The sequence below is a fragment of the Ancylobacter gelatini genome, assembly GCF_022601675.1.
GTDB classification, from domain to species: Bacteria; Pseudomonadota; Alphaproteobacteria; order Rhizobiales; family Xanthobacteraceae; genus Ancylobacter; species Ancylobacter gelatini.
In genome coordinates this window covers 26318-49622 of sequence record NZ_JAKVIL010000016.1, presented here as the reverse complement: position 1 = coordinate 49622, position 23305 = coordinate 26318, and the positions used below count along the sequence as shown (strand labels likewise).

19 protein-coding genes are annotated in these 23305 nt (G+C 67.7%); 10 read left to right on the top strand and 9 right to left on the bottom strand.

The features are described 5' to 3' along the window. The first annotated feature begins 7 nt into the window (after positions 1 to 7). Positions 8 to 1132: an aminomethyl transferase family protein gene (locus tag MKI84_RS20425; protein WP_241622113.1), complete on the top strand. Its 1125-nt coding sequence runs from the start codon at positions 8 to 10 to the stop codon at positions 1130 to 1132. A 231-nt stretch (positions 1133 to 1363) separates the two neighbouring features. Here MKI84_RS20425 and MKI84_RS20420 read toward each other — a convergent pair whose 3' ends face one another. Beyond that, positions 1364 to 3631: a trimethylamine N-oxide demethylase gene (locus MKI84_RS20420; protein WP_241622112.1), complete on the bottom strand. Its 2268-nt coding sequence runs from the start codon at positions 3629 to 3631 to the stop codon at positions 1364 to 1366. Positions 3632 to 3659: 28 nt separating this feature from the next. Continuing rightward, positions 3660 to 5018 carry an NAD(P)-binding domain-containing protein gene (locus MKI84_RS20415; RefSeq protein WP_241622111.1) on the bottom strand — a complete coding sequence of 453 codons (1359 nt, stop codon included), beginning with the start codon at positions 5016 to 5018 and terminating at the stop codon, positions 3660 to 3662. A 334-nt stretch (positions 5019 to 5352) separates the two neighbouring features. Between MKI84_RS20415 and MKI84_RS20410 the strand changes: the two genes are divergently transcribed. From MKI84_RS20410 to dmeF, 9 genes are all read left to right on the top strand, one after another. Beyond that, positions 5353 to 5970 (top strand): dimethylamine monooxygenase subunit DmmA family protein, encoded by a 618-nt coding sequence (locus MKI84_RS20410; protein WP_241622110.1) that lies wholly within the window; start codon positions 5353 to 5355, stop codon positions 5968 to 5970. Further along, complete coding sequence (locus tag MKI84_RS20405; RefSeq protein ID WP_241622109.1) at positions 5967 to 6917, top strand: PDR/VanB family oxidoreductase; 951 nt, start codon at positions 5967 to 5969, stop codon at positions 6915 to 6917. The genes MKI84_RS20410 and MKI84_RS20405 overlap by 4 nt, the downstream gene beginning before the upstream one ends. 83 nt (positions 6918 to 7000) lie before the next feature. Beyond that, positions 7001 to 8068: a heme-dependent oxidative N-demethylase family protein gene (locus MKI84_RS20400; protein WP_241622108.1), complete on the top strand. Its 1068-nt coding sequence runs from the start codon at positions 7001 to 7003 to the stop codon at positions 8066 to 8068. Positions 8069 to 8075: 7 nt separating this feature from the next. Further along, complete coding sequence (locus MKI84_RS20395) at positions 8076 to 8804, top strand: helix-turn-helix domain-containing protein (protein WP_241622107.1); 729 nt, start codon at positions 8076 to 8078, stop codon at positions 8802 to 8804. 147 nt (positions 8805 to 8951) lie between these two features. After that, positions 8952 to 9884: an ABC transporter substrate-binding protein gene (locus MKI84_RS20390; protein WP_241622106.1), complete on the top strand. Its 933-nt coding sequence runs from the start codon at positions 8952 to 8954 to the stop codon at positions 9882 to 9884. A 157-nt stretch (positions 9885 to 10041) separates the two neighbouring features. Further along, positions 10042 to 11118: a quaternary amine ABC transporter ATP-binding protein gene (locus MKI84_RS20385; RefSeq protein WP_241622129.1), complete on the top strand. Its 1077-nt coding sequence runs from the start codon at positions 10042 to 10044 to the stop codon at positions 11116 to 11118. Next, a complete protein-coding gene (locus MKI84_RS20380) occupies positions 11115 to 13103 on the top strand; it encodes an ABC transporter permease (RefSeq protein ID WP_241622105.1) in 1989 nt (662 codons plus the stop codon). The genes MKI84_RS20385 and MKI84_RS20380 overlap by 4 nt, the downstream gene beginning before the upstream one ends. 80 nt (positions 13104 to 13183) lie before the next feature. Next, on the top strand, positions 13184 to 13453 hold the full coding sequence (locus MKI84_RS20375) for a metal/formaldehyde-sensitive transcriptional repressor (RefSeq protein ID WP_241622104.1): 270 nt from the start codon (positions 13184 to 13186) through the stop codon (positions 13451 to 13453). After that, positions 13450 to 14412: a CDF family Co(II)/Ni(II) efflux transporter DmeF gene (dmeF, locus tag MKI84_RS20370; protein WP_241622103.1), complete on the top strand. Its 963-nt coding sequence runs from the start codon at positions 13450 to 13452 to the stop codon at positions 14410 to 14412. The genes MKI84_RS20375 and dmeF overlap by 4 nt, the downstream gene beginning before the upstream one ends. Before the next feature lie 25 nt (positions 14413 to 14437). Here the strand turns inward: dmeF and cysN are convergent, their stop codons facing one another. The 7 genes from cysN to MKI84_RS20335 form a co-directional block, all read right to left on the bottom strand. After that, positions 14438 to 16372 (bottom strand): sulfate adenylyltransferase subunit CysN, encoded by a 1935-nt coding sequence (gene cysN / locus MKI84_RS20365; protein WP_241622102.1) that lies wholly within the window; start codon positions 16370 to 16372, stop codon positions 14438 to 14440. Further along, positions 16372 to 17265 carry a sulfate adenylyltransferase subunit CysD gene (gene cysD / locus MKI84_RS20360; RefSeq protein ID WP_241622128.1) on the bottom strand — a complete coding sequence of 298 codons (894 nt, stop codon included), beginning with the start codon at positions 17263 to 17265 and terminating at the stop codon, positions 16372 to 16374. Before cysD ends, cysN begins: the two co-directional genes overlap by 1 nt. Positions 17266 to 17285: 20 nt before the next feature. After that, positions 17286 to 18122 (bottom strand): 3'(2'),5'-bisphosphate nucleotidase CysQ, encoded by an 837-nt coding sequence (gene cysQ / locus MKI84_RS20355; RefSeq protein ID WP_241622101.1) that lies wholly within the window; start codon positions 18120 to 18122, stop codon positions 17286 to 17288. Between the two features lie 197 nt (positions 18123 to 18319). Beyond that, the gene (clcA, locus tag MKI84_RS20350; protein WP_281063271.1) at positions 18320 to 19732 is read right to left on the bottom strand and encodes a H(+)/Cl(-) exchange transporter ClcA; all 1413 of its coding nucleotides are present in this window, start codon (positions 19730 to 19732) and stop codon (positions 18320 to 18322) included. A gap of 181 nt (positions 19733 to 19913) precedes the next feature. Continuing rightward, positions 19914 to 21119, bottom strand: coding sequence for an NAD-dependent formate dehydrogenase (locus MKI84_RS20345; RefSeq protein ID WP_241622099.1), 1206 nt, complete (start codon positions 21117 to 21119; stop codon positions 19914 to 19916). A gap of 293 nt (positions 21120 to 21412) precedes the next feature. Beyond that, entirely contained in the window at positions 21413 to 22309 is an 897-nt protein-coding gene (locus MKI84_RS20340; RefSeq protein ID WP_241622098.1) for a LysR family transcriptional regulator, read from the bottom strand. Positions 22310 to 22341: 32 nt separating this feature from the next. Continuing rightward, a complete protein-coding gene (locus tag MKI84_RS20335; protein ID WP_241622097.1) occupies positions 22342 to 23262 on the bottom strand; it encodes a CHAD domain-containing protein in 921 nt (306 codons plus the stop codon). Between the last annotated feature and the right edge of the window lie 43 nt (positions 23263 to 23305).

Sequence of the window (23305 nt, the reverse complement as noted above, 5' to 3'; positions counted from 1 at the left end):
ATCGCTCATGAACGCCGTGTTTCCCCGCAACTCCATTCTCAACGAGCGGCATGTCGCGCTCGGCACCAAGTTCGAGTCGTCGTGGAACGGCATGCCCCTGCCGCAGTTCTACGCCAGCGATCCCTATGACGAGGTGACGGCCGTGCGCTCGCGCGCCGGGCTGATCGACGTGTCGTCGCTCCAGCTGGTCAACGTCACCGGCCGGGAAGCCGTGGCACTGCTGAACGAGATCCTGACCTCGGATGTCGCGAAGCTCCAGCCGGGCCAGTCGGCCATCAGCAATATCGTCGATGAGAACGGCTCGCTGATCGACGACGTGCTGGTCTATTGCAACGGCCCGGAGGATTTCCGCCTGTCGCACGGCTCGGGCAAGCTGGAAGAGGTGCTGGCCGAGTTCAGCCCCGGGCGCGACGTCACGGTGGCCAGCGATGGCGACACCCATATCCTCTCGCTCCAGGGCCCGGCCGCGCTCGACATCCTGAAGCCGCACGCCTCGATCGACCTTTCCACGCTGGCCTATTTCCAGCACGCGCCGGCCACCCTGTTCGGCAAGCCGGTGACGCTGGCGCGCGGCGGCTATTCCGCCGAACGCGGCTATGAAGTGTTCGCCAGCGCGGCCGACACCGTGTTCCTGTGGGACGCGATCCTGGAGGCCGGCAAGCCGTTCGGGGCCATCCCGGTGTCGTGGCAGAGCCTCGATATCGTGCGGGTGGAAGGCGCGCTGCTGTTCTTCCCTTACGACATGCCCAAGGGAGACGAGACGCCTTGGGAAGTCGGCGCCGACTGGACGGTGGACCTCGACAAGCCGTCCTTCCGCGGCAAGGAGGCGCTGGTGCGCCGCAAGGGCGAGCAGCGCGTGGTCCAGCGCGGCATGGAGATCGACCATCACGAGCAGATCGAGCCCGGCGCCAAGCTGTTCAAGGACGGCAAGGAAGTCGGCTCGCTCAATTCCTCGATCTATAGCCGGCATCTGATGCGCTCGATCGCGCTGGTGCATGTGCTGCCGGAACTCGGCGGCTTCGGCACGGAATTCGAGGTGGTCGGCCCGCAGGGCAGCTTCACCGGCCGGCTGGTGAAGACCCCGTTCTACGACCCGCTGCGCCTGCGCACCCACCCGCTCGACGAACGCTGAGGGTGCGGCCCGAAAGGATCGGGCGGGAGCTTTGGCGATATAGTCTGCGATCACCGTCATGCCCGGGCTCGTCCCGGGCATAGTCGTTTCGGCGGGATGGAAGACGGGCGGCCCTGCGACCTTAAGTGAAGGGCAAATGCCGTTACAGCCTCATCCGAGCCGTGGAACGCACATATGAAAAGGGCCGGAGCGGCATGGCTCCGGCCCTTTTCGATTCCGGCGAAGGAAGCCTTACGCCCGCACGCGGCTCTTGGTCGGGTCGTAATGCGGGAAGCCGACAATGGTGGCCGTCAGCCGCTTCTGGTGGCCGTCGAGCTTGCCGACCTCGACCTCGCCGCCGATCTCCGCCGCGCTGACATCGAGCCGCGCCAGCGCGATGATGTGGCCGAGCGTCGGCGAGCGGGTGGCGCTGGTGACGACACCGATCTGCGCGCGGCCGTTGAACACCGGGTCGCCATGGTGCACCGGCTCGTTGGCCTCGAAGGCGAGGCCGACCAGCTTCCTGCCCGGATGCGCGCGGCGGCGGGCCAGCGCTTCCTTGCCGACGAAGTCGTCAGTCTTCGATTCCGGCACGGTGAAGCCGATGCCGGCCTCGAAGGGATCGGTCTGGTCGCAGAATTCATAGCCGGCAAAGGCAAGCCCGGCCTCGATGCGCACCATGTCCAGCGCGAGCAGGCCGAGCGGTTGCAGGCCGAACGGCTCGCCCGCCGCCATCACCGCGTCCCACACCTCCGGCGCGCGGGACGGGTGGCACCAGATCTCGAAGCCGAGCTCGCCGGTATAGCCGGTGCGCGAGACCATGACCGGCACGCCGGCGATCTTGCCGATGGTGAAGCGGAACCATTTCAGCTCGTCCGCGCTGGCCTGATGCGCCGGCGTTTCGAGGATGGCGCGCAGGATGTCCCGCGACTTCGGCCCCTGCAGCGCGACATTGTGGAGCTGGTCGGTGGAGGATTTCACGAAGGCGTTCAGCCCGTGCTTCACCGCCAGATCGCGCAGCCAGACGCCGCAATAATCATCGCCGCACACCAGGCGGAAATTGTTGTCGGCGAGGCGGAACACCGTGCCGTCGTCCAGCATGCCGCCATGGTCATAGGTCAGCGCGGTATAGACCACCTGCCCGACGGCGAGCTTGCGGATGTCGCGCGTCACCGCGAGTTGCACCAGCGCCTCGGCATCGGGGCCGAGCACCTCGAACTTGCGCAGCGCCGACAGGTCCATGATCACCGCGCGCTCGCGGCAGGCCCAGTATTCCTCGATCGGCCCGGCGGCCGAGAAGCAGTCGGGCAGCCAGAAGCCGCGATACTCGACGAATTTGCGGGTGAGCGCGGAGGTGCGCGGGTGGAAGCCGGTTTCGCGCGTCAGCCGCGGGGCGGATTCGGGCGTCATGCGGTGGGCGATCCCCTTGGAGAAACTGTTGGAGCCGTCATAGACCCGGACATGGATGTCGGTCGGGTGCCAGGCATTGGAGGCGTCGATGTCGTCGGCGCAGGAGGAGGAGGCGCAGACGAGATCGGTGAGCGCGCGCAGCAGCACATAGTCGCCGGGCCGCGACCACGGCTCGTCCATGCCGATGCGGTCGCCCGGCGAGACGAAGGTGTTGTAGAAGAAATTGATCGCCGGCCAGCCCATGCGCGGGCGGATGTCGTAGGGCGCCAGCGCACGGTTGAAATTGTCCGTGCAGTTGTCGTGGCCGGGATAGCCCATGTCGTCGTAATATTTGGCGTTGCAGGCCAGCATGAAGGTGTCGTGCCTGCCCACCGTGTCGCGGATCACCTCGACCAGCGCGGTCTGGTCCTCGTCGAAATATTTCGAGTGCAGGCCGGGGCCGGGACTGGCCGAGCCCATCAGCGTGCGCGTCGTGGTCGGGTCGAGCCCGCATTCGCGCCCACCGCGCAGCTTGGCGGCGTCGAAAGCGAGGAAGTCCGAGCACTGCTGGCCGTCGACGTCGATGATCTGGATATAGTCGCCCGCTTTCACCTCATAGGCGCTGGCCGAGGCCGCGCGGATGCGCAGATCGAGCTTGGGTTCGGCGAGCGGGGGCGGCACCGTGCCCGCGCTCGGCGCCGCCGGCTCGATCTCGACGATCAGGTCGGTCGGCGCGTCCTGCCCGGCCGGGTCCATCGGCCCGCCCGGCGCCACCAGCACGCAGCGCAGAAGCGCCGGCGCGGTGAAGCGCGCGGTGGCACCGGGCGCGCCCTCGGCACCGAACAGCTGGACGCCCGCGATCACGCCCTCCCCGAGAAGCGCGCGCGCCGCCTCGGGCAGGTCGTCGGCGGGGAGCGGGCCGCCGAGCACCAGGTCACTGAGCGGCGTCTCAAGCCCGGCGACATAGAGCGCGCCGGGCTGGCGTCCTTCGGGATCGACGACATGGACGCGGTCGCCCGGCTTCAGTTCGAATCCGACGAAGCTGCCGCCGGGCGCGACATGGCGCAGCCGCGCGGGAGTGAGCCGCACCGCGCCGGCCTTGGCGCCGGGACTGCCGAGCTGGATGTTCATGCCGTCCTCCCCTCGCGCGGCGCGCGGACTATTCGGCCGCCGCCGCCGGCTGGTTGATGAAGGCCTCGAACGAATCGTCCAGTGCTTCCAGCCATTTGGTGTGATGCTTCGGCGCCATGTTGCCGGTCATGATCGAGGCATAGGAATTGTCGCGATAGCCCATGATGTCGCGATCCTTGTCATGTTCCCACACCTTGAACAGGTCGGCCACGGCGTCGAGGTCGAACATCGGATAGTCGGTGGCCGGGATGATGTCCTTCATGTAGTCGGTCTGGAAATCGATTGCGTCGAAGGCGGTCTCGATGGCGCCTTCCTTCTCCAGCCACTTGGCGATGTCGGCGGCGATCTCCTCGCTCGACGGCGGCACGATGCGCCCGAGGATGATGTCGCGCACGTACCAGGCCTGCGCGTCGAACATGTTGAAGGTGTAATACTGGTCCTGCGGGCCGACATAGAACAGCTTGTGATTGCCCTCCCACATCACGCCCTTCCACAGGTCCGGCGGGTTCATGCGGTTGGCGCTCTTGAGGCGCAGCTCGTCGGCCAGGAACGGGTAGTGGTGCAGATAGCCGGTGCACAGGATCACCGCGTCGACTTCCGACACCGTGCCGTCGATGAAATGGGCGGAGCGGCCTTCCAGCTTCTCCATCAGCGGCTTCTCGGTGAAGCAGCTCGGCCATTTGAAGTTGGAGCGGCGGGTGCGATAGCTGAAGGTGATCGACTTGGCGCCATATTTGTAGCACTGGCTGGCGATGTCTTCCGCCGAATAGGACGAGCCGACGATCAGCAGGTCCTTGCCGACGAATTCGTCGGCGGCGCGGAAATCATGGGCGTGCATGACGCGGCCCGGAAACATCTCGATGCCAGGGAAATAGGGCACGTTGGGCGTGGAGAAATGGCCCGAGGCCACCACGATGTAATCGAACTCCTCGTCGTAAAGCTCGTCCTTGACCAGGTCCTTGGCGGTGAGAGTGAATTTGCCCGTGGCGTCGGAATATTCGACCCATTTCACCGGCGTATTGAAGCGCACCGACGCGCGGAGCCCGGCCTTCTCCACCCGGCCCATGATGTAGTCGTGCAGCACGGCGCGCGGGGGATAGGACGGGATCGGCCGGCCGAAATGCTCCTCGAAGGTGTAGTCGGCGAATTCCAGGCACTCCTTCGGGCCGTTCGACCAAAGATAGCGATACATGGAGCCGTGGACCGGCTCGCCATACTGGTCGAGGCCGGTGCGCCATGTATAGTTCCAGACGCCGCCCCAGTCGGACTGCTTCTCGAAGCAGACGAACTCCGGCACCTGCGCGCCGGCTTTCTGCGCGGACTGGAAGGCACGAAGCATGGCCATGCCCGAAGGGCCGGCACCGATAATGGCGACGCGGATGCTCATTTGCGTTGTTCCCGTGGTCCTTGGAAAGGCAGGCCGGCGCGCCGCTTCCTCGGACGGAAAGCTTGTTCGACCGGCATTTGAGCGAAGCCTGTCACTAATTTCCTGCTTGTCAAGATAGTTTCCTGCAAAGAATTCGCGACAGCTTTTGCCGCTGCGGGCGGCTTGCCTAAAAATTCCGCAATCGGGCTGCTTGACGGCAAAAGTTTCCTGCTGGACACTCAATTTTATCACGGAGAAACTTTCGGCGCGGACCGCGTCGGACCTCCGGGATCGCCGCATGTTCAAGCTTATTGCCGTCCGGTTCGCGCCGGACTGACCTGTTGAGACCGGCACCATGCTCATTTCGGACATCAAGAGTCGGCCCGTCTATGAGCGGCTGAGCGTCGATGCCAGCGGCCGGCGCCATCTCGTCCTCAGCGACGCGCCCCGCCCGCTGGCGGATGTCATCGACGGCGCGGAAGCCGCGCAGGCGCCGCTCGCCTATTGGTATGTCGCCTCCACCAGTGCGGTGGACGGCAAGCCGAGCGCCGCGCCGGACGCCGCGGGCGAGGCCAGCAACTACGCCCCGCACGAGACCCGCGCCTTCCGCGCCATTCCTCATGTGATGGACCGGCTTTCCCACCGCCTCGCACGGGAAAGCGTCGGACTCCGGCTCTATGTCATCGGCGAGGAAGGCTTCGTCTGGGACGTGGTGCGCCTCGCCCGCGAGGCCGGCATGGAAGAGAGCGAGTGCCGCACCGCCCATGCCGGCTCGCTGCGCCGCAAGGTGTTCTGCGTTCACTGCAAGACCATCACCCATAACGTCACCACCAGCCTCGCCACCTGCGAAGGCTGCGGCGCGAGCCTCGTGGTGCGCGATCATTTCTCGCGCGGGCTGTCCGCCTTCATGGGCGTGCAGGCCGATGCCGAAGTGCCGGGCGAACTGCCCCCGGTCGAGGAGATGTTTCCATGAGCCAGCCCACCGTCGCGCTGCGGGTGACGGCGGCGGTGCCGCTGTCGCCGCTGCTCAAGGGCTTCACCTTCGAGCCGGCCGATGGCGGGCGGGTCGCCCCCTCCGGCCCCGGCGCGCATCTGCGCCTGTTCCTCAAGCCCGGCGACCGGGTGCACAAGAACGCCTATTCGCTGATCTCCAACCCGGAAGACCGCAGCCACGCCTCGATCATCGTGCGCCGCACCGCCGATTCCAAGGGCGGCTCGGCGTTCCTGCATGAGGGCGTGCGCGAGGGCGACGTGATCGAGGCCGGGCTGCCGGCGAACCTGTTCCCGGTGGCGCGCACCGCGCGCCGCCATCTCATGGTCTCGGGCGGCATCGGCGTCACCCCGTTCCTCGCCTATATCGCCGCCTTCGAGGCCGCCGGCACGCCGTGGGAACTGCATCATTTCTGCCGCGCCGACGAGGCCGGCGTGTTCGAGGCGCTGCTGGCGCCCTACCCGGCCTCGCGCATCCACATCCATGCCGGCCCGGTGTTCGGCGGGCTCGACGAGGTGCTGGCGCGCCAGCCGCTGGGCACGCATTTCTACACCTGCGGCCCGGCGGTGATGATGGACGCGGCGCTGGAACTGGCGCGCGCGCTGGGCTGGCCCAGGGCGCGGCTGCACTCGGAATCCTTCGGCGGGGCGGGCGAAGGCGGGATGCCGTTCATCGCGGTGCTGCGCCGCTCCAATCTCGAAATCGCGGTCGGCGCCGAGACCACGCTGCTCGACGCCATCGAGGCGGCCGGCGTCGATGCGCCCTGCCTGTGCCGGGGCGGCGCCTGCGGCCAGTGCCTCACCGAAGTGGCGGAGGGCGAGCCCGAGCATCGCGACCATTTCCTCGACGCCGAGGAACGCGCGTCGGGCCGCGTGATCATGACCTGCGTGTCGCGCGCCAGGACCGCGCGCCTCGTGCTCGAACTCTAGGGCGTGTTCAGCGCAGGCCGACCGGCCCTCGCGACCCGAACATGCGCCGACACATTGACATGACAGCCGGACCGGAGAGCGCCGTGACCATCCAGTTCAAGCCGGACGAGACGTTCCGCGACGATTTCAGCTACGCCAACTCGGATGCGGCGGTGCTGCGCTTTCCCTTCCCGTTCCCGGAAGACGCCTACATGTACTCGGTGAACATCGAGCCGCATGTGCCGGGCGGGCCATCGCCGGCCTTCGACAACCCGTTCGATGTCGACGAGCATTATGTCGCCGAGTGTCGCGAGCGGGCGAAGGTGCTGGAGCAGGACCCCAGCCGCTGCAAGGTGCTCCCGCACATGATGGCGGCGGAATGGGACACGCTGGAACTCATCATGGAGAGCTTCGCGACGTCCTATCCCGAGCACTTCACCCTGACCCGCGAGGGCACAGCCTGGACCTGGGAGAACCGCCCGCTCGGCATTCGCGACAGCTTCATCTTCGGCGACGCCTCGACCCTGCCGCTGCCGCCCTTCGAGTACATCACCCGGCAGGCGCAGGGCGACTTCACGCTGCAGGACCAGCGCGACGACAACCTGTTCATCGACGGCGGCATGGTGACGACGCAGGCCGACTGGTCGCTCGACTTCGATGTCGGCATGAGCTTCCACCAGTGGCACGGCCCGGTGCCGCTCGCCCACCAGAAGGGCGTGTTCGACCGCGCGCTGAAATTCCTGCTGCGCCTTCAGTACGGCGCGCCCGTGCGCCGGCTCAACTGGACCCTGACGGTCAATCCCCGGCTCGACACCTCGCCGGAGAATTACCCGCAATGGGGACCGGACCGCACCACGCTGACGCCCGAGAACATCGCCGGCACGCTGCATCTGCGCGTGGAGTTGCAGTCGCTGTTCCGGCTGCCGCGCTCCAACGCCATCCTGTTCGGCATACGCTGCTATCTGTGCAGCATCGAGGACCTCGCCCGCGTCGAGATCTGGGGCAAGCGCCTGCACCGGGTGCTGCGCGACCTGCATCCCGAGATCGCCGACTACAAGGGCACGACCCGCTACCGCGACATGGCGGTGGCCTGGCTCTCGCGCTTCGACGACGGGGCGGAGTTGCCCGTGGGCACCGCCCCGCGCCAGACCTCGCTGCCGCCGAAGCGGTGAGGCCGGCATGCGCATGCCCCTGAGAGGGCTCTCCCAGACCTCGATCCGCGCCCTCGCGGAGACGGTCGCGGGCGAGCCGCCGGCCACCTCGCCGCCGGTGCCGCTACCCGGCGCGGCCTTCGCGCCGGAGAGCCTCGCGACCGGCTCCAACGCGCCGCGCGCGGCCAATTTGTCGATCGAGCAGGTGATCGGCACCCAGATCCGCCAGCAACGCAAGCGCCTCGACATCACCAGCGCCGAACTCGCCGCCACGGCGCGGATTTCCCCCGGCATGATCTCCAAGATCGAGAACGGGCAGATTTCCTCCTCGCTCGCCACGCTCACCGCCATTGCCGGCGCGCTGAACGTGCCGATCGCCTCGCTGTTCGCCGGCTATGACGACCAGAGCGAATGCTCGCTGGTGAAGGCCGGACAGGGCGCGATCATCGAGCGGCGCGGCACGCGCTCCGGCCATGTCTATGAGCTGCTCGGCCAGTCGCCGGGCGCGGACCGCACCATCGAGCCGTTCCTGATCACCCTCACCGAGAACGCCGCGCCCTATTCCGGCTTCCGCCATTCCGGGGTGGAGCTGATCTACATGCTGACCGGGCGCGTGGGCTATCGCCACGCCGACAAGGTGTACGACCTCGAGCCCGGCGACACGCTGTTTTTCGATGCCTCCTCCGAGCACGGGCCGGAGGATCTGGTTTCCGTGCCCGCCACCTACCTGTCCTTCATCGTCTACCCGAAGCCGTGATCGCCTCTCGCGCTTCCACACTTCGGACGAGCTTACCATAATACCGTAGTGCTGGCCTGTTTATTGCCTGTGAAGAAACAGATGTTCCTCAAAAGGACATTTTCACTCGACGTGCCGCCTCACGCGAACCACCCAGGGGAAAAGCCGATGCGCGTTCAAGGTCTCATCAAGTCACTCGCCGTGTGCGGCCTGCTCGGCGGCATGCCCGCCGCCGTGCAGGCTCAGGAATCCAAGGATCCGATCATCATCGCCCTGCATGACTGGACCGGACAGCACATCACCTCGCATGTCGCGGGCGAGCTGCTGAAGGCCAAGGGTTACAAGGTCGACTACGTCACCATCGACTACCTCACCGGCCTCACCGCCATGGAGAATGGCGACGTCACCTTCATGTCCGAGCTGTGGCAGACCACGGCGCAGGACGCGATGGACGCTTCCGACAAGACCGGCAAGACCGAACGCCTCGGCCCGCTCGGCCCCAAGGCCAAGGAAGAATGGTGGTACCCGGCCTATATGAAGGAGAAGTGCCCCGGCCTGCCGGACTGGAAGGCGCTGCTCAAGTGCGGCGAGGCGTTCTCCGCCCCCGAGACCGCGCCCAAGGGCCGCTATCTCGGCATGGAAGCCACCTGGGGCGGCCATGATCCCGAGCGCATCGAGGCCCTCGGCCTGCCCTTCGTCGCGGTCGACGCCGGCACCGAGGCCGCCATGTTCGCCGAGCTGAAGTCGGCTTACGAGCGCAAGGCGCCGATCATCCTGTGGGTGTACTCGCCGCACTGGGTGCCCTCGGTGTTCGAGGGCGAATGGGTCGAGTTCCCGGCCTATGAGGCGGCCTGCTACACCGACCCGAAATGGGGCACCAACCCCGACAAGGCCTATGATTGCGGCAAGCCGTTCGGCGAGATCTTCAAATACACCTCGGCCGACACCAAGAAGAAGTGGCCCGGCGCCTATGAGGTCCTGAAGAAGCTCAATGTCGACGGCAAGGAGCTGAACCTCATGGTCAAGGAAGTCGACGTCGACGGCAAGCCGCTCGACGAGGTTGTCGCGGCCTATGTGACCAAGCACAAGGGCGAGTACTGAGTCCCGGCGGGTACCGAGACCGGGCAAAGAGGGAGGCCGCGTTCCGCCGGCCTCCCGTTCCCCCGCCCTCCCCGGCGCCCGGCGCCGGCCCGCGCCGCCACCAACCGTGGCGGCGCCCCGCCTTTCCTGCCGATCTTGAGCGTGAGGGTCGATGACCATGGTTTCGCTTGCGCCCGTCGAGGCCGCCCCACCGTCCAAGGCGGCACCCGCAGCCGACGCGCCGGCAGCCCTGATCTGCCGTAATCTCTGGAAGGTCTACGGGGCCAATGCCGAGGCGTTCCTGCGCGAACATCCCGAGGCGACCACCGCCGAAATCCGCGCGGCCGGACTGTTCGCCGCTGTGCGCGACGCCACGCTGGAAATCCGCCAGGGCGAGATCTTCATCATCATGGGCCTGTCGGGCTCGGGCAAATCCACACTGGTGCGCTGCCTGTCGCGCCTCGTCGAGCCGACCGCCGGCGCCGTGTTCTACGAGCACCAGAACCTCTTGCGCATGACGCCGGCCGAGCTGATCGAGCTGCGCCGGCACAAGATGGGCATGGTGTTCCAGAACTTCGCCCTGCTGCCGCACCGCACCGTGCTCGGCAATGTCGCCTTCCCGCTGGAGGTGCAGGGCATCGGCAAGGCGGAGCGCGAGGAGCGCGCGCTGGAGGTGATCGAGCTGGTCGGCCTCGCCGAGCGCGCCGGGCACTACCCGCGCGAATTGTCCGGCGGCCAGCAGCAGCGCGTCGGCATCGCCCGCTCGCTCGCCGCCGAACCGGCGCTGTGGTTCCTCGACGAACCGTTCTCCGCGCTCGACCCGCTGATCCGCCACGAGATGCAGAACGAGTTCCTGCGGCTCCAGCGCATGCTGTCCAAGACCATCGTGTTCATCACCCATGATTTCGACGAGGCGATCCGCCTCGGCGACCGCATCGCGATCATGAAGGACGGCGTGATCATCCAGGTCGGTACCGCCGAGGAGCTGATGCTCAACCCGGCCTCGGACTACGTCTCGGAATTCACCCGCCATGTCGCGCGCGCCAAGGTGCTGACCGCCGGCGGCGTCTGCGTGCCGGTCACGCCCGGCGAGGCGCTCGGCCCGGCCGTTCCCGCGCGCAGCCGCGTCGCCGATGTCGCTCAGATCGTCATGGCCGCCGACGCGCCCGCCGCCGTGGTCGACGCCGACGGCGCCGTGCTCGGCAAGCTGGAGAAAGCGGCGGTCATCGACATTCTGGTCGGAGGCGCCCGATGAGCGACATCGCGCTCGACGACGCCGAGCCCCGCACGCGCCCTTCCACCGGCTGGCTGGTGGCGCTCGCCGTCGCGCTCGCCGTGCTGCTGCCCTATGTGGCGCCCGGTCTGTTCGCCTGGGCCAAGAGTTACCCGTCGGCGTGGATCGTGCCGGTCAGCGACTGGCTGAAGGCGTTCCTGTACTGGCTGGCGCGCGACGCGACCTTCGGCCTGTTCACCTTCAAGGAGATGACGCGCTTCATCTCCGGCCTGTTCGGCTATGCGCTGGACGTGCCGAAGGCGCTGCTCTCCACCGGCATCAATCTCGGCGAGGACGGCGCCGCGGGCCATATTCCGCGCCTGTCCTGGGCCGGGATCATCGCGGCGGTGACGATCTGGAGCTATCTGCTGGGCGGCCGGCGCCTGGCCATGCTCGGCTTCATCGGCTTCGGCTATATCGCGCTGTTCGGGCAATGGGACAGCGCGATGGTCACGCTCTCCCAGGTCATCCTCGCCGTGGCGGTGGGCGTCGCCGGCGGCATCGGGCTCGGCATCCTCGCCTATCGCGTGCCGCGCATCGAGGGCGCGGTGGTGGCGATGCTGGATTTCATGCAGACCGTGCCGACCTTCGCCTATCTGGTGCCGCTGGTGTTTCTGGTGGGCGTCGGCCCGGTCTCGGGCATGCTGGCCACCATTCTCTATGCCATGCCGCCCATGGTGCGCGTCACCATGATGGCCTTGAAGCGCGTGCCGCCGGAGCTGGAGGAACTCGCGCGCATGACCGGCTGCGAGCCGCGCCAGTCGCTGTGGAAGGTGCTGGTGCCCTCCGCCCGCGACGGGCTGCTGGTGGGCGTCAACCAGGTGATCATGCTCACGCTCAACATGATCATCATCGCCGCGATGATCGGGGCCGGCGGCCTCGGCTTCGACGTGCTCAACGCGCTCAGGCAGGCCAACGGGCTCGGCAAGGGACTGGAGGCCGGGCTCGCCGTGGTCGCCATGGCCATCGTGCTCGACCGCATGAGCCGGGCACTGGTGGAACTGCGCCCGGTTCATGGCGACGCGGCGGCGCGGCGGCGTCGGCTGTTCTGGGTCGGCATGGCCGCGCTCATCGGCTTCACCGCGCTGTCGCTCGCGGTGCCCGAGCTGGAGCGCCTGCCCAATGAATGGCGCGTCTCCACCGGCAATATGTGGTCGGACGTGGTGTCCTGGGTGAACCTCAACCTGTTCTCCACCGCCGACGCGATCCGCACCTTCCTGCTGATCTATCTGCTGGTGCCGGTGAAGACCTTCATGATCGGCTTTCCCTGGCTTGGCCTGCTGGCGCTGGTCGCGGGCGGGGCCTGGGCGCTGGGCGGCTGGCGCTTCGCGGTCGGCATGGCCGCGCTGATCGCCTTCATCCCGATGGCGGGGCTGTGGGAACGCGGCATGACCACGATCTATCTGTGCTCGATCGCGGTGGTAATCGCGATGCTGATCGGCCTGCCGCTCGGCTTCCTCGGCAGTCGCTCGGAGCGCATGCACAATTTCCTCGGCGCGATGTGCGACACGCTGCAGACCCTGCCCTCCTTCGTCTATCTGCTGCCGGTGGTGATGCTGTTCCGCATCGGCGACGTCTCGGCGCTGGTCGCCATCGTGCTCTACGCCATGGTCCCGGCGATCCGCTTCACCGATCACGGCCTGCGCGGCGTGCCGGCGAACCTGAACGAGGCCGGCACCATGGCCGGCTGCACCGGCGCGCAGCGTCTGGCCAAGGTGCAGCTACCCTATGCGCTGCCGGAAATCATGCTGGGCGTGAACCAGGTGATCATGATGGCGCTGTCCATGCTGGTGGTGTCGTCCTTCGTCGGTACCAATGATCTGGGCAAGCAGATCCAGGTCGCGATCAGCCAAGCCGATCCCGGCAAGGGCCTCTCGGCCGGGCTGGCCATCGCCTTTCTCGGCATCTTCGCCGACCGCATGATCGGGCGCTGGGTGGGCGCACGCCGCGCGCGCATGGGCATGTGACGCCTCCGCGCCCCGCCGCCCTCGCGGGGGCGGTTTCGGGGCGTTGAGCGCGTGACCAATATAGGGTACACCCCTATCCTATGAGCCACACCATCCGCCAGAAGGCGAAGCTGCTCGCCCGCGTCCGCCGGCTCAAGGGCCAGATGGAGGCGATCGAGCGCGCGCTGGAGAATGAGGCGCCCTGCGCGCAGATCCTCAACCAGGTCGCCTCGGTGCGCGGCGCCGTGAACGGGCTGACCGCCGAACTGATCGAGGACCATATTCACGAGCATGTGGTGCATGCCGATGGGGCGGCGCGCGAGGAAGGCGCGGCGCAACTCGTCGAGGTGATCAGGACCTACATGAAATGAGCGAGAAGCCGCGCCTGTCGAGCCCGCACGCCCATGTCTTCCTCGGCGCCGACCATGCCCGCAACGAGCGCCGCACCTGGCTGGTGATCGCGCTGACCGCCGCGATGATGATCGGCGAGATCGCGGCGGGAACGCTGTACGGCTCGATGGCGCTGGTGGCCGATGGCTGGCACATGGCGACCCATGCCGGCGCGCTGCTGATCGCGGCGCTGGCCTATCTCTATGCCCGCCGCCATGCCGGCGATCCGCGCTTCACCTTCGGCACCGGCAAGCTTGGCGACCTCGCGGGCTTCGCCAGCGCCGTGGTGCTGGCGCTGGTCGCGCTGCTGATCGGCTGGGAGAGCCTGCAGCGCTTCGCCAGCCCGGTCTCCATCGACTTCCCGCAGGCGATCGCGGTGGCGGTGCTGGGCCTTGCCGTCAACCTCGCCTGCGCGTGGCTGCTGCGCGACGACCATGGCCATCATCATCATGGGCACGGGCACGGGCATGCACACGATCATGCACACGACCACGACCATGATCACGAGGCCGGGCGCGACCTGAACCTGCGCGCGGCCTATCTCCATGTGCTGGCGGACGCGCTGACCTCGGTGCTCGCCATCGCCGCGCTGGCGCTGGGTAGCCTTTACGGCTGGCTGTGGCTCGATCCCGCCATCGGCCTGCTCGGCGCGGCCATCATCGCGCGCTGGTCGTGGAGCCTGATCCGCGAGGCCGGCGGGGTGCTGATCGACTACCTGCCGCCGGGCGAGGACCTGCCCGACGAAATCCGCGCGGCGGTCGAGGTGGACGGCGACGAGATCACCGACCTGCATGTCTGGCAGCTCGGGCCGGGGCACCACGGCGCCATCGTCGCGCTGCGCAGCGCCACCCCGCGCCCGCCGGCGCATTACCGGGCAAAGCTCGCCCATATTGGCGACCTCTCCCATGTCACGGTCGAGGTCGAGCCGCGCGCAGCCTGAAAGCCCGCCCGGCCCGGCGGCGGCGTCAGATGCCGATGCCCTCGCTCCAGACATCGGTGTGCCGGGCTTCGAGATAGCCGTGGCCGGCGAGATAGGCGACGATGTCCTCCGCCATCTCCTCCGCCGTGCGCTCGGCGCCGTGCAGGTGGATTTCCGGGGCTTCCGGCGCCTCATAGGGGCTGTCGATCCCGGTGAAATTGCGAATCTCCCCCTCGCGGGCCCGCTTGTACAGCCCCTTGGGATCGCGGGCCTCGGCAATGGCGAGCGGCGTGTCCATGAAGACCTCGATGAACTCGCCCTCCTCCACCATCTCGCGCGCCAGCTGCCGCTCGGCACGGAACGGCGAGATCAGCGAGGCGATGACGATCACGCCGGCGTCCACGAACAGCTTCGCCACCTGTCCCACCCGGCGGATGTTCTCCACCCGGTCGGCCTCGGAGAAGCCGAGATCCCGGCTCAGCCCGTGGCGGATATTGTCGCCGTCGAGCAGATAGGTGTGGCGCGCCAGCGATTGCAGCTTCTTCTCGACCAGATTGGCGACGGTCGACTTGCCGGAGCCCGACAGGCCGGTGAACCACAGCACCACCGGCTTCTGCTGCTTGAGATCGGCGCGCGAGGCCTTGGAGACCTCCAGCGCCTGCCAGTGAATATTGGTGGCGCGGCGCAGCCCGGCCTCGATCATGCCGGCACCGACCGTCAGATTGCTCATGCGGTCGATGACGATGAACGCCCCGGTCTGCGGGTTGCGGTCGAACGGGTCGAAGGCGATCGGGTGCTGGGTGGCCAGATGCACCACGCCGACCTCGTTGAGCGCCAGCCGGTCGGCCGGCTGCTGCTCGAAGCTGTTGACGTCCACCTTGTGCTTGATCGCGGTGATGCTGGCGCTCACCGTGCGGGTGCCGATCTTGATGAGATAGGGCCGGCCGGGCAGCAGCGGCTCGTCCTGCATCCAGATGACATGCGCCGCGAACTGGTCGGAGACTTCGGGCCGCTCGTCGGCGGCGGCGATGATGTCGCCGCGCGAGATGTCGACCTCGTCCTCCAGCACCAGCGTGACGGCCTCGCCGGCCTGCGCCTGCCGCAGATTGCCGTCCTTGGTGACGATGGAGCGCACACGGCTGGTACGCCCGGAGGCGGCGACCGCGATGGCATCGCCCGGCCGCACCGTGCCGCTGGCCACCGTGCCGGAAAAGCCGCGGAAATCGAGATTGGGCCGGTTGACCCATTGCACCGGCAGGCGGAACGGACGCGCCAGCGCGTCATCCTCCACCGCCACGGTCTCCAGATGCTCCACCAGCGTCGGCCCGGTGTACCAGGGCGTGTGCTCGCTGCGCTTGAGCATGTTGTCGCCGAAGCGCGCCGAGAGCGGCACGGCGAGGAAGCTCTCGAACTTCAGGTCGCGGGCAAACGCCCGATATTCCGCGACGATCTTGTCGAACGCCTCCTGCGAATAGCCGACCAGATCGATCTTGTTCACCGCCAGCACGACATGGCGGATGCCGAGCAGCGAGGCGATGAAGGAATGGCGCCGGGTCTGGGTGAGGATGCCCTGCCGGGCGTCCACCAGAATGACGGCGAGGTCGGAATTCGAGGCCCCGGTCGCCATGTTACGGGTGTACTGCTCGTGGCCGGGCGTATCCGCGACGATGAACTTGCGCCTGTCGGTGGCGAAGAAGCGGTAGGCGACATCGATGGTGATGCCCTGCTCGCGCTCGGCGGCGAGCCCGTCGACCAGCAGCGCGAAGTCGAGATCCTCGCCCGCCGTGCCGTATTTGCGGGAATCGCTGGAGAGCGTGGCGAGCTGGTCCTCGAACAGCAGCTTGGTGTCGTAGAGCAGCCGCCCGATCAGGGTGGACTTGCCGTCGTCCACGCTGCCGCAGGTGAGGAAGCGCAGCAGGCTCTTGTGCTCCTGCTGGCTGAGATAGTCGGCGACGTTGGCGGCTTCCGCGAGCGCGTTCATCAGAAATATCCCTCGCGCTTCTTCATTTCCATGGAAGCGGCCTCGTCATGGTCGATCAGGCGGCCGGCGCGCTCGGAAGTGCGGGCGATCAGCATCTCACGCACGATGTCCTCAAGCGTGGTGGCGTCGCTGTCGATCGCGGCGGTGAGCGGGTAGCAGCCGAGCGTGCGGAAGCGGACCTGGCGCATCTCCGGCGTCTCGCCGGGATGCAGCGGCATGCGCGCGTCGTCGACCATGATCATCTGCCCGCCGCGCCACACCACCGGGCGCTGGGCGGCGAAATAGAGCGGCACGATCGGGATGCGCTCGGCGAGGATGTATTGCCAGATGTCGAGCTCGGTCCAGTTCGAGAGCGGGAAGACGCGGATGGATTCGCCGGGCTTCACCCGCGTGTTGTAGAGGTTCCACAGCTCCGGGCGCTGGCTCTTGGGGTCCCAGGCATGGCTCTGGGTGCGGAAGGAGAACACGCGCTCCTTGGCGCGGCTCTTCTCCTCGTCGCGCCGCGCCCCGCCGAAGGCGGCGTCGAAGCCGTGGAGCGTCAGCGCCTCCTTCAGCGCCTCGGTCTTCATCACATTGGTGTAGAGCGAGGAGCCGTGGTCGAACGGGTTGATGCCCTGCGCGAGCCCCGCCTGATTGGAATGGACGATCAGATCGAAGCCAAGCTCGCGCGCCATGCGGTCGCGGAACGCGATCATCTCGCGGAACTTCCACGTCGTATCGATGTGCATCAGCGGGAAGGGCGGCTTGGACGGATAGAACGCCTTGGCCGCCAGATGCAGCATCACGGCGGAATCCTTGCCGATGGAATAGAGCATGACCGGGTTTTTGAACTCGGCCGCGACCTCCCGGATGATGAAGATCGATTCCGCCTCAAGGCGGCGCAGATGGGTCATACGATCAGCCGACACGCTACTCACCTCTTCCCGTCGACAACCGCGGCGCCTTTGACGAGGCGCGTGTCGCCATAGGCGACGAAATGCGGATTGGCGAAATCAACGTCATGGGCCTGCCCGCGCTTGCCATAGGCGAGCGGGGTGCCCTCCAGCGTGGCCACCACGCCGCCGGCCGCGCGCAGCACCGCGTCGCCGGCCGCCGTGTCCCATTCCATGGTGCGGCCGAGCCGCGGATAGACATCGGCGGCGCCCTCGGCGACCAGGCAGAACTTCAGCGAGGAACCCGCGCTGAGAAAGGAACAGGACGGAAAGCGCGCCAGCCATTCGGCGGCGGCTAGCGCGCCGTGCGAGCGGCTGCCGATCGCCGCGACCGGCTCCGCGGCCGGGCGCACCGAAATCGGCACGATGGCGCCGAGCGAGGTGCCGGCGACGCTCGCCTTGAAGGCGCGGCCATCCGCCCCGCCATACAGCACGCCGAGCGCGGGCGCATAGACCACGCCCAGCACCGGCACCCCGCCGCGCACCAGCGCGATGTTCACCGTGAACTCACCATTGCGGGCGAGAAATTCGCGCGTGCCGTCCAGCGGATCGACCAGGAAGAACACGTCGCCGATGGCGGGAAGGCGCCCGGCGGCGGCTTCCTCCTCGGCAACCACCGGGATGCCGGGGGCAAGACGGCGTAGCCCTTCGAGGATCACCGCCTCGGCGCCCACATCGGCCTCGGTCACCGGCGAGGCATCGGCCTTGGCGCGGGCGACGAAATCGGTGGCGTAGACGTCGAGGATCACCTCGCCGGCCCTGAGAGCCAGTTCCACGAATGGCAGGAGGTCCTGCCGGTCGGTCCCGTCCGTCGTCATGCTGCTTGCGCCGTCCCTGTCGCGCCGCCAAAGGCGTTCGCTCATACAGGCGAAGCCATTCCCCCGCAATATACGTCGCACGACGGGAGAATGCTATATTGTCATATTATCGTGTTTTTTATGAAATTGAACATTCTAGATTTGTATATTTAGGGATCACGACCCCGCAGGATACCATGCGCCCCAGGCAGGCGCGGCTAGCTCTGGGTGGGCGGCACGTTGGAGGCGGCTTCGGCCATTCCCGAGGATTGCGCCTCAAGCGCCAGGGTGCGCTCCAGCAGCACCTCGTAGATCGGCCGCCCGCCAAGCGCCTGCGCCACGATGTTCGAGACCAGCGTGGTGACGATCACCGGCAGCAGCACGGTGTAGGCACCGGTCAGTTCCGCCACCAGCACCATGCCGACCAGCGGCGCGCCAATGGTGGAGGCGAACAGCCCGCCCATCGCCGCCACCGCCAGCGCCGTGACCATGCCGTCCGGCAGCGGCATCACCACATTGAGCGCGGTGCCATAGAGCAGGCCAATCGTGGTGGCGAGCGCGAGGATGGGCGCAAAGATGCCGCCCGGCGTGCCTGCGCTGTAGCTCGCCATGGTCATCACGAAGCGGATCACCACGATGAAGGCGAGCACCACCAGCGGCAGGTTCTCCTTGGTGAGCTGCACCGCCAGCAATTCGCCGCCCTGCGTCGCCTCCGGCCGCAGGAACATCAGCGCGCCGATGACGAGGCCGACCAGGGCCGGAAGGGTGTAGAACGACAGGCGCAGCCCGAAACGTCGCGCCTGATCGAGCGACCAGATCAGCCCGTGGTTGAACCCCACGCCGGCGATGCCGAGGATCAGCCCCATCACCGCGAACACCGGAAGCTGCGCCAGCGGCACCTCCACCACCGGCATCATCATGTAGGGAACCGCTCCCGAAAGCGCGGTGGTGACGATGCCGCTCATCGCGCAGGCGAGGCTGACCGCCGCATAGGTGCGCCCGCTATAGGGAAACTGGCGGCGGGTTTCCTCGATCACGAACAGGATCGCCGCCAACGGCGCATTGAACGCGGCGGCAAGGCCGGCGGCGCCGCCGGCCGCGAGCAGGCCATGCATGTCGGCGCCGGTATAGCGCTGCCAGTCCGCGGCGGCCTTGGCGATCGAGGCGCCCATATGGATGGTCGGCCCTTCGCGACCGGCCACGAGCCCCGAGCCGAGCGCCAGCAGGCCGCCGACGAATTTCACCGGCAGCACGCGATGCCAGCGCACCACGCGCATTCCGGCCATCGCGCCCTCGATTTCCTGCACGCCCGAGCCGGCGGCTTCCGGCGCGAAACGCCGCACCAGCCACACGGACAAGACCATGCAAAACGCCGCGAGCCCCGCTCCGGCCGCCAGAAGATAGGGCCCCTCCAGAGTGGTGCTTTCGCGCAGCAGGGCCGGCCACCCCAGCGCCGCCTCGACGCCGAGATGAAACGCCGTGCCGACCACGCCGACAGCCGATCCGATCAGGATGGCGACGATGTAATAGGCCAGGTTGCTCATGCCGCTCGCTCTTTTCTGCCTGATGCCGCCCGCTCGTCGACGGACCCGTCGTCTTGGGTAGCATCGCCCTACCCGCTTCGAAAGCATCAAGCACGCCGTCCGGCGCAATCGAACGGCCAATAGCGACCAGGCGTCGCGGCACTCAGAAAAAACGCTCCCAAATGGGAGCGCTCTGAAGGTCGCCGGGCCGGGACGCGCCGGGAGAGGTGGCGCGGCCCGGTGACGGGGGCAGGGAATCACCGCGCGGGCGGCGTCCCCTGCTGGCGCATCAGCTCGCCTTGCGGAACTTCACCGCCTCTTCCGAGCCGCCCGTGGCATTGCCCTTCGAATAGGAATGCGCGCCGGTGCCGGCGAGGCCGCCGCCCTGCACGATCAGGTACTCGTCGCGGATCGGCCGGCCCTCGAAGAAGCATTCGAGGATCTCGCGCGTGCCCGCGGCGTAACGGGTCTGGGCGGTCAGCGAGGTGCCGGAAATATGCGGCGTCATGCCGTTCCACTTCATGGTGCGCCAGGGGTGATCCTTGGGCGCGGGCTGCGGGAACCACACGTCTCCGGCATAGCCGGCGAGCTGTCCGCTCTCGATCGCGCGGGCGATGGCATCGCGGTCGCACAGCTTGCCGCGCGCGGTGTTGACGATGTAGGCGCCGCGCTTGAACAGCTTCAGCGTCTCGTCATTGATCATGTGCTCGGTTTCGGGGTGCAGCGGGCAGTTCAGCGTCACCACGTCGCAATGGGGATACATCTCCTCGCGCGAGGCGTGCCAGGTGAGGTTCAACTCCTTCTCCTCCGCTTCCGGCAGGCGGTGGCGGTCGGTGTAGTGCAGCTTCACGTCGAACGGCGCGAGGCGGCGCAGCACGGCGAGGCCGATACGGCCGGCGGCGACGGTGCCGACGCTCATCGCCTCCAGATCGTAGGAATGCGCCACGCAGTCTGCGATGTTCCAGCCACCCTTGCGCGCCCAGTCATGGGACGGGATGTAATTGCGCACCAGCCCCAGGATCATCATCACCACATGCTCGGCGACGCTGATCGAGTTGCAATAGGTGACCTCGGCCACCGTGATGTTGCGCTCCATGGCGGCCTGCAGGTCGACGTGATCCGAGCCGATGCCGGCGGTGAGCGCGAGCTTGAGGTTCTTCGCCTTGGCGATGCGCTCGGGCGTGAGATAGGCCGGCCAGAACGGCTGGGAGATCACGACGTCGGCGTCGACCAGCTCTTTCTCGAACACCGAATCCGGGCCGTCCTTGTCGGAGGTCACCACCAGAGTGTGGCCGCCCGCTTCGAGATAGGTGCGCAGGCCGAGCTCGCCGGAAACGCTGCCGAGCAGGGTGCCGGGCACGAAGTCGATCGCCTTGGGGGTCGGCAGGGTCTGCCCGCCGGGATAGTGCTCGATCTTCGGCAGGTCGTCCCGGGCATAGGTCGTGGGGTAACCGTCGATCGGATCGTCGTACAGAACGCACAGAATCTTGGCCATCGCGGCATCTCCTCGTTTCAGGTTGAGCGGGGACGCTCCCGCCGCGGCTGCGCGGCTGGCTGTACGGGCTTCGGTGTCGTCGCTCGCGATCCGGGCCCGCCCTCTGCTCGCGAGGCGGTGCCGCCGGACGTCCTCCGCGCCGGCGGCCTGCGGTTCGTTCACCCGCGCTTCGCCGCCGACATCGCCACTGTGACCGGCTGGCGCGCCGGGCTCAAATTGAAAGGGGGAAACGATTGATAGACGAAAGAAATCGAATGTCCGTATTTAAGAAAAATTCTTGATCAAAACAACGCTCATCCGAACAGCGTTCCGCCCGGGCTGCGCGCCAGCTTCAGGAGCGCGCCGGCTACCGGCGGCAGCGGGTCCCGCTCCGACAGGACAAGGCCGATCGGCTGCACCTCGACCGGCTCGACCAGCGGAATCCCGGCAAGATCGCTGCCCGGGCCGAGCCCCCGGAAGCTCGCCTCCGGCACGATGCTGGTCCACGGCCCGCGCCGCACGAAGGCCCAGATGCCCATGAACGAATTGGTCTCGATCGCCGGCTGCACGCTGGCGCCGGCCTCACGCATCGCGTGGTCGATGATGCGCCGGTTCTGCATGTCCGGCGTCAGCAGGCACAGCGGCGCGGTCGCGGCCTCCGCCCAGCTGAGGCTGCGCCGGCGCGACAGCGGATCGTCGGCGCGGGTGACGAAGACGTAGCGCTCCAGATAGAGATCGACCCGGCGCACCCGGTTCAGCGGCTCGTTCTCGAGATAGGTGATGCCGGCATCGAGTTCGAGTTCGTCCAGCCCGCGCTGGATCGCCGCCGAAGTGAGCGTGAGCATCTGCACCTTCACCTGCGGGTGACGCGCGATGAACGGGGCCAGCAGCGCCGGTGCCGCCGCCGTGACCGCCGGGATCGCCCCGACCCGGAGCGTACCGGACAGAGCGCCGCCGGTGTCGGCCCGCTCCTGGCGCAGGCTGTCATAATCCGCCGCGATCTGCCGCGCCCAGCCGAGCACGCGCTCGCCCTCCGCCGTGAAGCCGAGGAAGCGATGGCCGCGCACCACGATCGGCAGGCCGAGCTCCTGCTCCAGCTTGCGGATGCCGGCCGACAGCGTCGGCTGCGAGACGTGGCAGGCCTCGGCCGCGCGCCCGAAATGCTTCTCGCGCGCCAGCGCGACCAGATAGTGCATCTGCCGGACGAACATCGGCCAATCCCGTTCCCGCTAAAGGGGGTTAGTTATTCCCCATCTGACATAGCTTTCATATAGGCGGCATGGCGCCGGCGGAACGCCTCCGGCTTTTCGGCGAACAGCCGGGCGTGCAGCCGCAGCGCGGAACGGGTGAGCTTCTCCTGCCGCGCCCGCGCCGCCGCGACGACCGGCGCATGCCAGTCGCTGTCGGCGACCTCGCGCGGCAGTTCGGCGAGGCGCAGCAGCACCGCGGCAAGATCGTGATGCTTGCCGAGCTTCTCGCGCAGCCGATGCAACTCGCCTTCCCGCGCGCGGCCCATCACCGGCCAGAGCGGGGTCAGCAGTTCCATGTGGAAGCGATGGGCGATCACCGCCTTGCGCAGCTCGTGCAGTTCCTCGGCGTCGCCGGCATCGACATGGCGCCCGCGGCCGCGCGCCCTGGCATAGTCCGCAAGGATCGCACCGAGCAGCGCCCTGTCGAGCCTGACCTCGCCGAGCAGCGCGCCCGCCGCCCGGCAGGACGCCACCAGCGCGCCGAGCCGCTCGCGCTGCGCGTCGAGCCCGGGCTCCGCCGCCGGCGCCGCTTCCGGCGCCGCCAGCGCGCGCAGCGCCTCATCGCGCCATTGCGGCTTCAGCCCGGCCTTGGCCACCAGATCGTCCAGCGCCTCGCACTGCGCCGCCTGATCGCGGGAGGCGGACAGCGCGCGGGCGCCGTCACCCAGTTCCTCGCGCAGCCGGCGCGCATCGCCGGAATGTGCGCCGCGAACCAGCCGCAGCAGCGCCCGCATGCGCTTGAACGCCTTGCGCAGATCATGCACCGCGCCGTCGCCCTGCCCGGTTTCGAGCGCCGAACCGGCCTCCTCCACCGCCAGAAGCAGCACGCCGCCGAGCATGGGCGAGCGCGAATCCCCAGCCCCGGCGGTGCCACCCGCCACCTTCCCCGGAAAAGTTTCATTTGTCTCGGACACGGCAATTTCCCTTTTCCAGCGGTGAGTTGACGGCCATGTGCCG

Excerpts from the sequence above, each read along its gene's own strand:
- MKI84_RS20425 (WP_241622113.1), top strand. The coding sequence starts at position 8 with ATGAACGCCGTGTTTCCCCGCAACTCCATTCTCAACGAGCGGCATGTC.
- MKI84_RS20375 (WP_241622104.1), top strand. The coding sequence starts at position 13,184 with ATGAGCCACACCATCCGCCAGAAGGCGAAGCTGCTCGCCCGCGTCCGC.
- MKI84_RS20415 (WP_241622111.1), bottom strand. The coding sequence starts at position 5,018 with ATGAGCATCCGCGTCGCCATTATCGGTGCCGGCCCTTCGGGCATGGCC.
- cysQ (WP_241622101.1), bottom strand. The coding sequence starts at position 18,122 with ATGACGACGGACGGGACCGACCGGCAGGACCTCCTGCCATTCGTGGAA.
- MKI84_RS20345 (WP_241622099.1), bottom strand. The coding sequence starts at position 21,119 with ATGGCCAAGATTCTGTGCGTTCTGTACGACGATCCGATCGACGGTTAC.
- dmeF (WP_241622103.1), top strand. The coding sequence starts at position 13,450 with ATGAGCGAGAAGCCGCGCCTGTCGAGCCCGCACGCCCATGTCTTCCTC.
- MKI84_RS20390 (WP_241622106.1), top strand. The coding sequence starts at position 8,952 with ATGCGCGTTCAAGGTCTCATCAAGTCACTCGCCGTGTGCGGCCTGCTC.
- MKI84_RS20380 (WP_241622105.1), top strand. The coding sequence starts at position 11,115 with ATGAGCGACATCGCGCTCGACGACGCCGAGCCCCGCACGCGCCCTTCC.
- MKI84_RS20340 (WP_241622098.1), bottom strand. The coding sequence starts at position 22,309 with ATGTTCGTCCGGCAGATGCACTATCTGGTCGCGCTGGCGCGCGAGAAG.
- cysN (WP_241622102.1), bottom strand. The coding sequence starts at position 16,372 with ATGAACGCGCTCGCGGAAGCCGCCAACGTCGCCGACTATCTCAGCCAG.
- MKI84_RS20385 (WP_241622129.1), top strand. The coding sequence starts at position 10,042 with ATGGTTTCGCTTGCGCCCGTCGAGGCCGCCCCACCGTCCAAGGCGGCA.
- cysD (WP_241622128.1), bottom strand. The coding sequence starts at position 17,265 with ATGACCCATCTGCGCCGCCTTGAGGCGGAATCGATCTTCATCATCCGG.
- MKI84_RS20410 (WP_241622110.1), top strand. The coding sequence starts at position 5,353 with ATGCTCATTTCGGACATCAAGAGTCGGCCCGTCTATGAGCGGCTGAGC.
- MKI84_RS20405 (WP_241622109.1), top strand. The coding sequence starts at position 5,967 with ATGAGCCAGCCCACCGTCGCGCTGCGGGTGACGGCGGCGGTGCCGCTG.
- MKI84_RS20420 (WP_241622112.1), bottom strand. The coding sequence starts at position 3,631 with ATGAACATCCAGCTCGGCAGTCCCGGCGCCAAGGCCGGCGCGGTGCGG.
- MKI84_RS20395 (WP_241622107.1), top strand. The coding sequence starts at position 8,076 with ATGCGCATGCCCCTGAGAGGGCTCTCCCAGACCTCGATCCGCGCCCTC.
- clcA (WP_281063271.1), bottom strand. The coding sequence starts at position 19,732 with ATGCTTTCGAAGCGGGTAGGGCGATGCTACCCAAGACGACGGGTCCGT.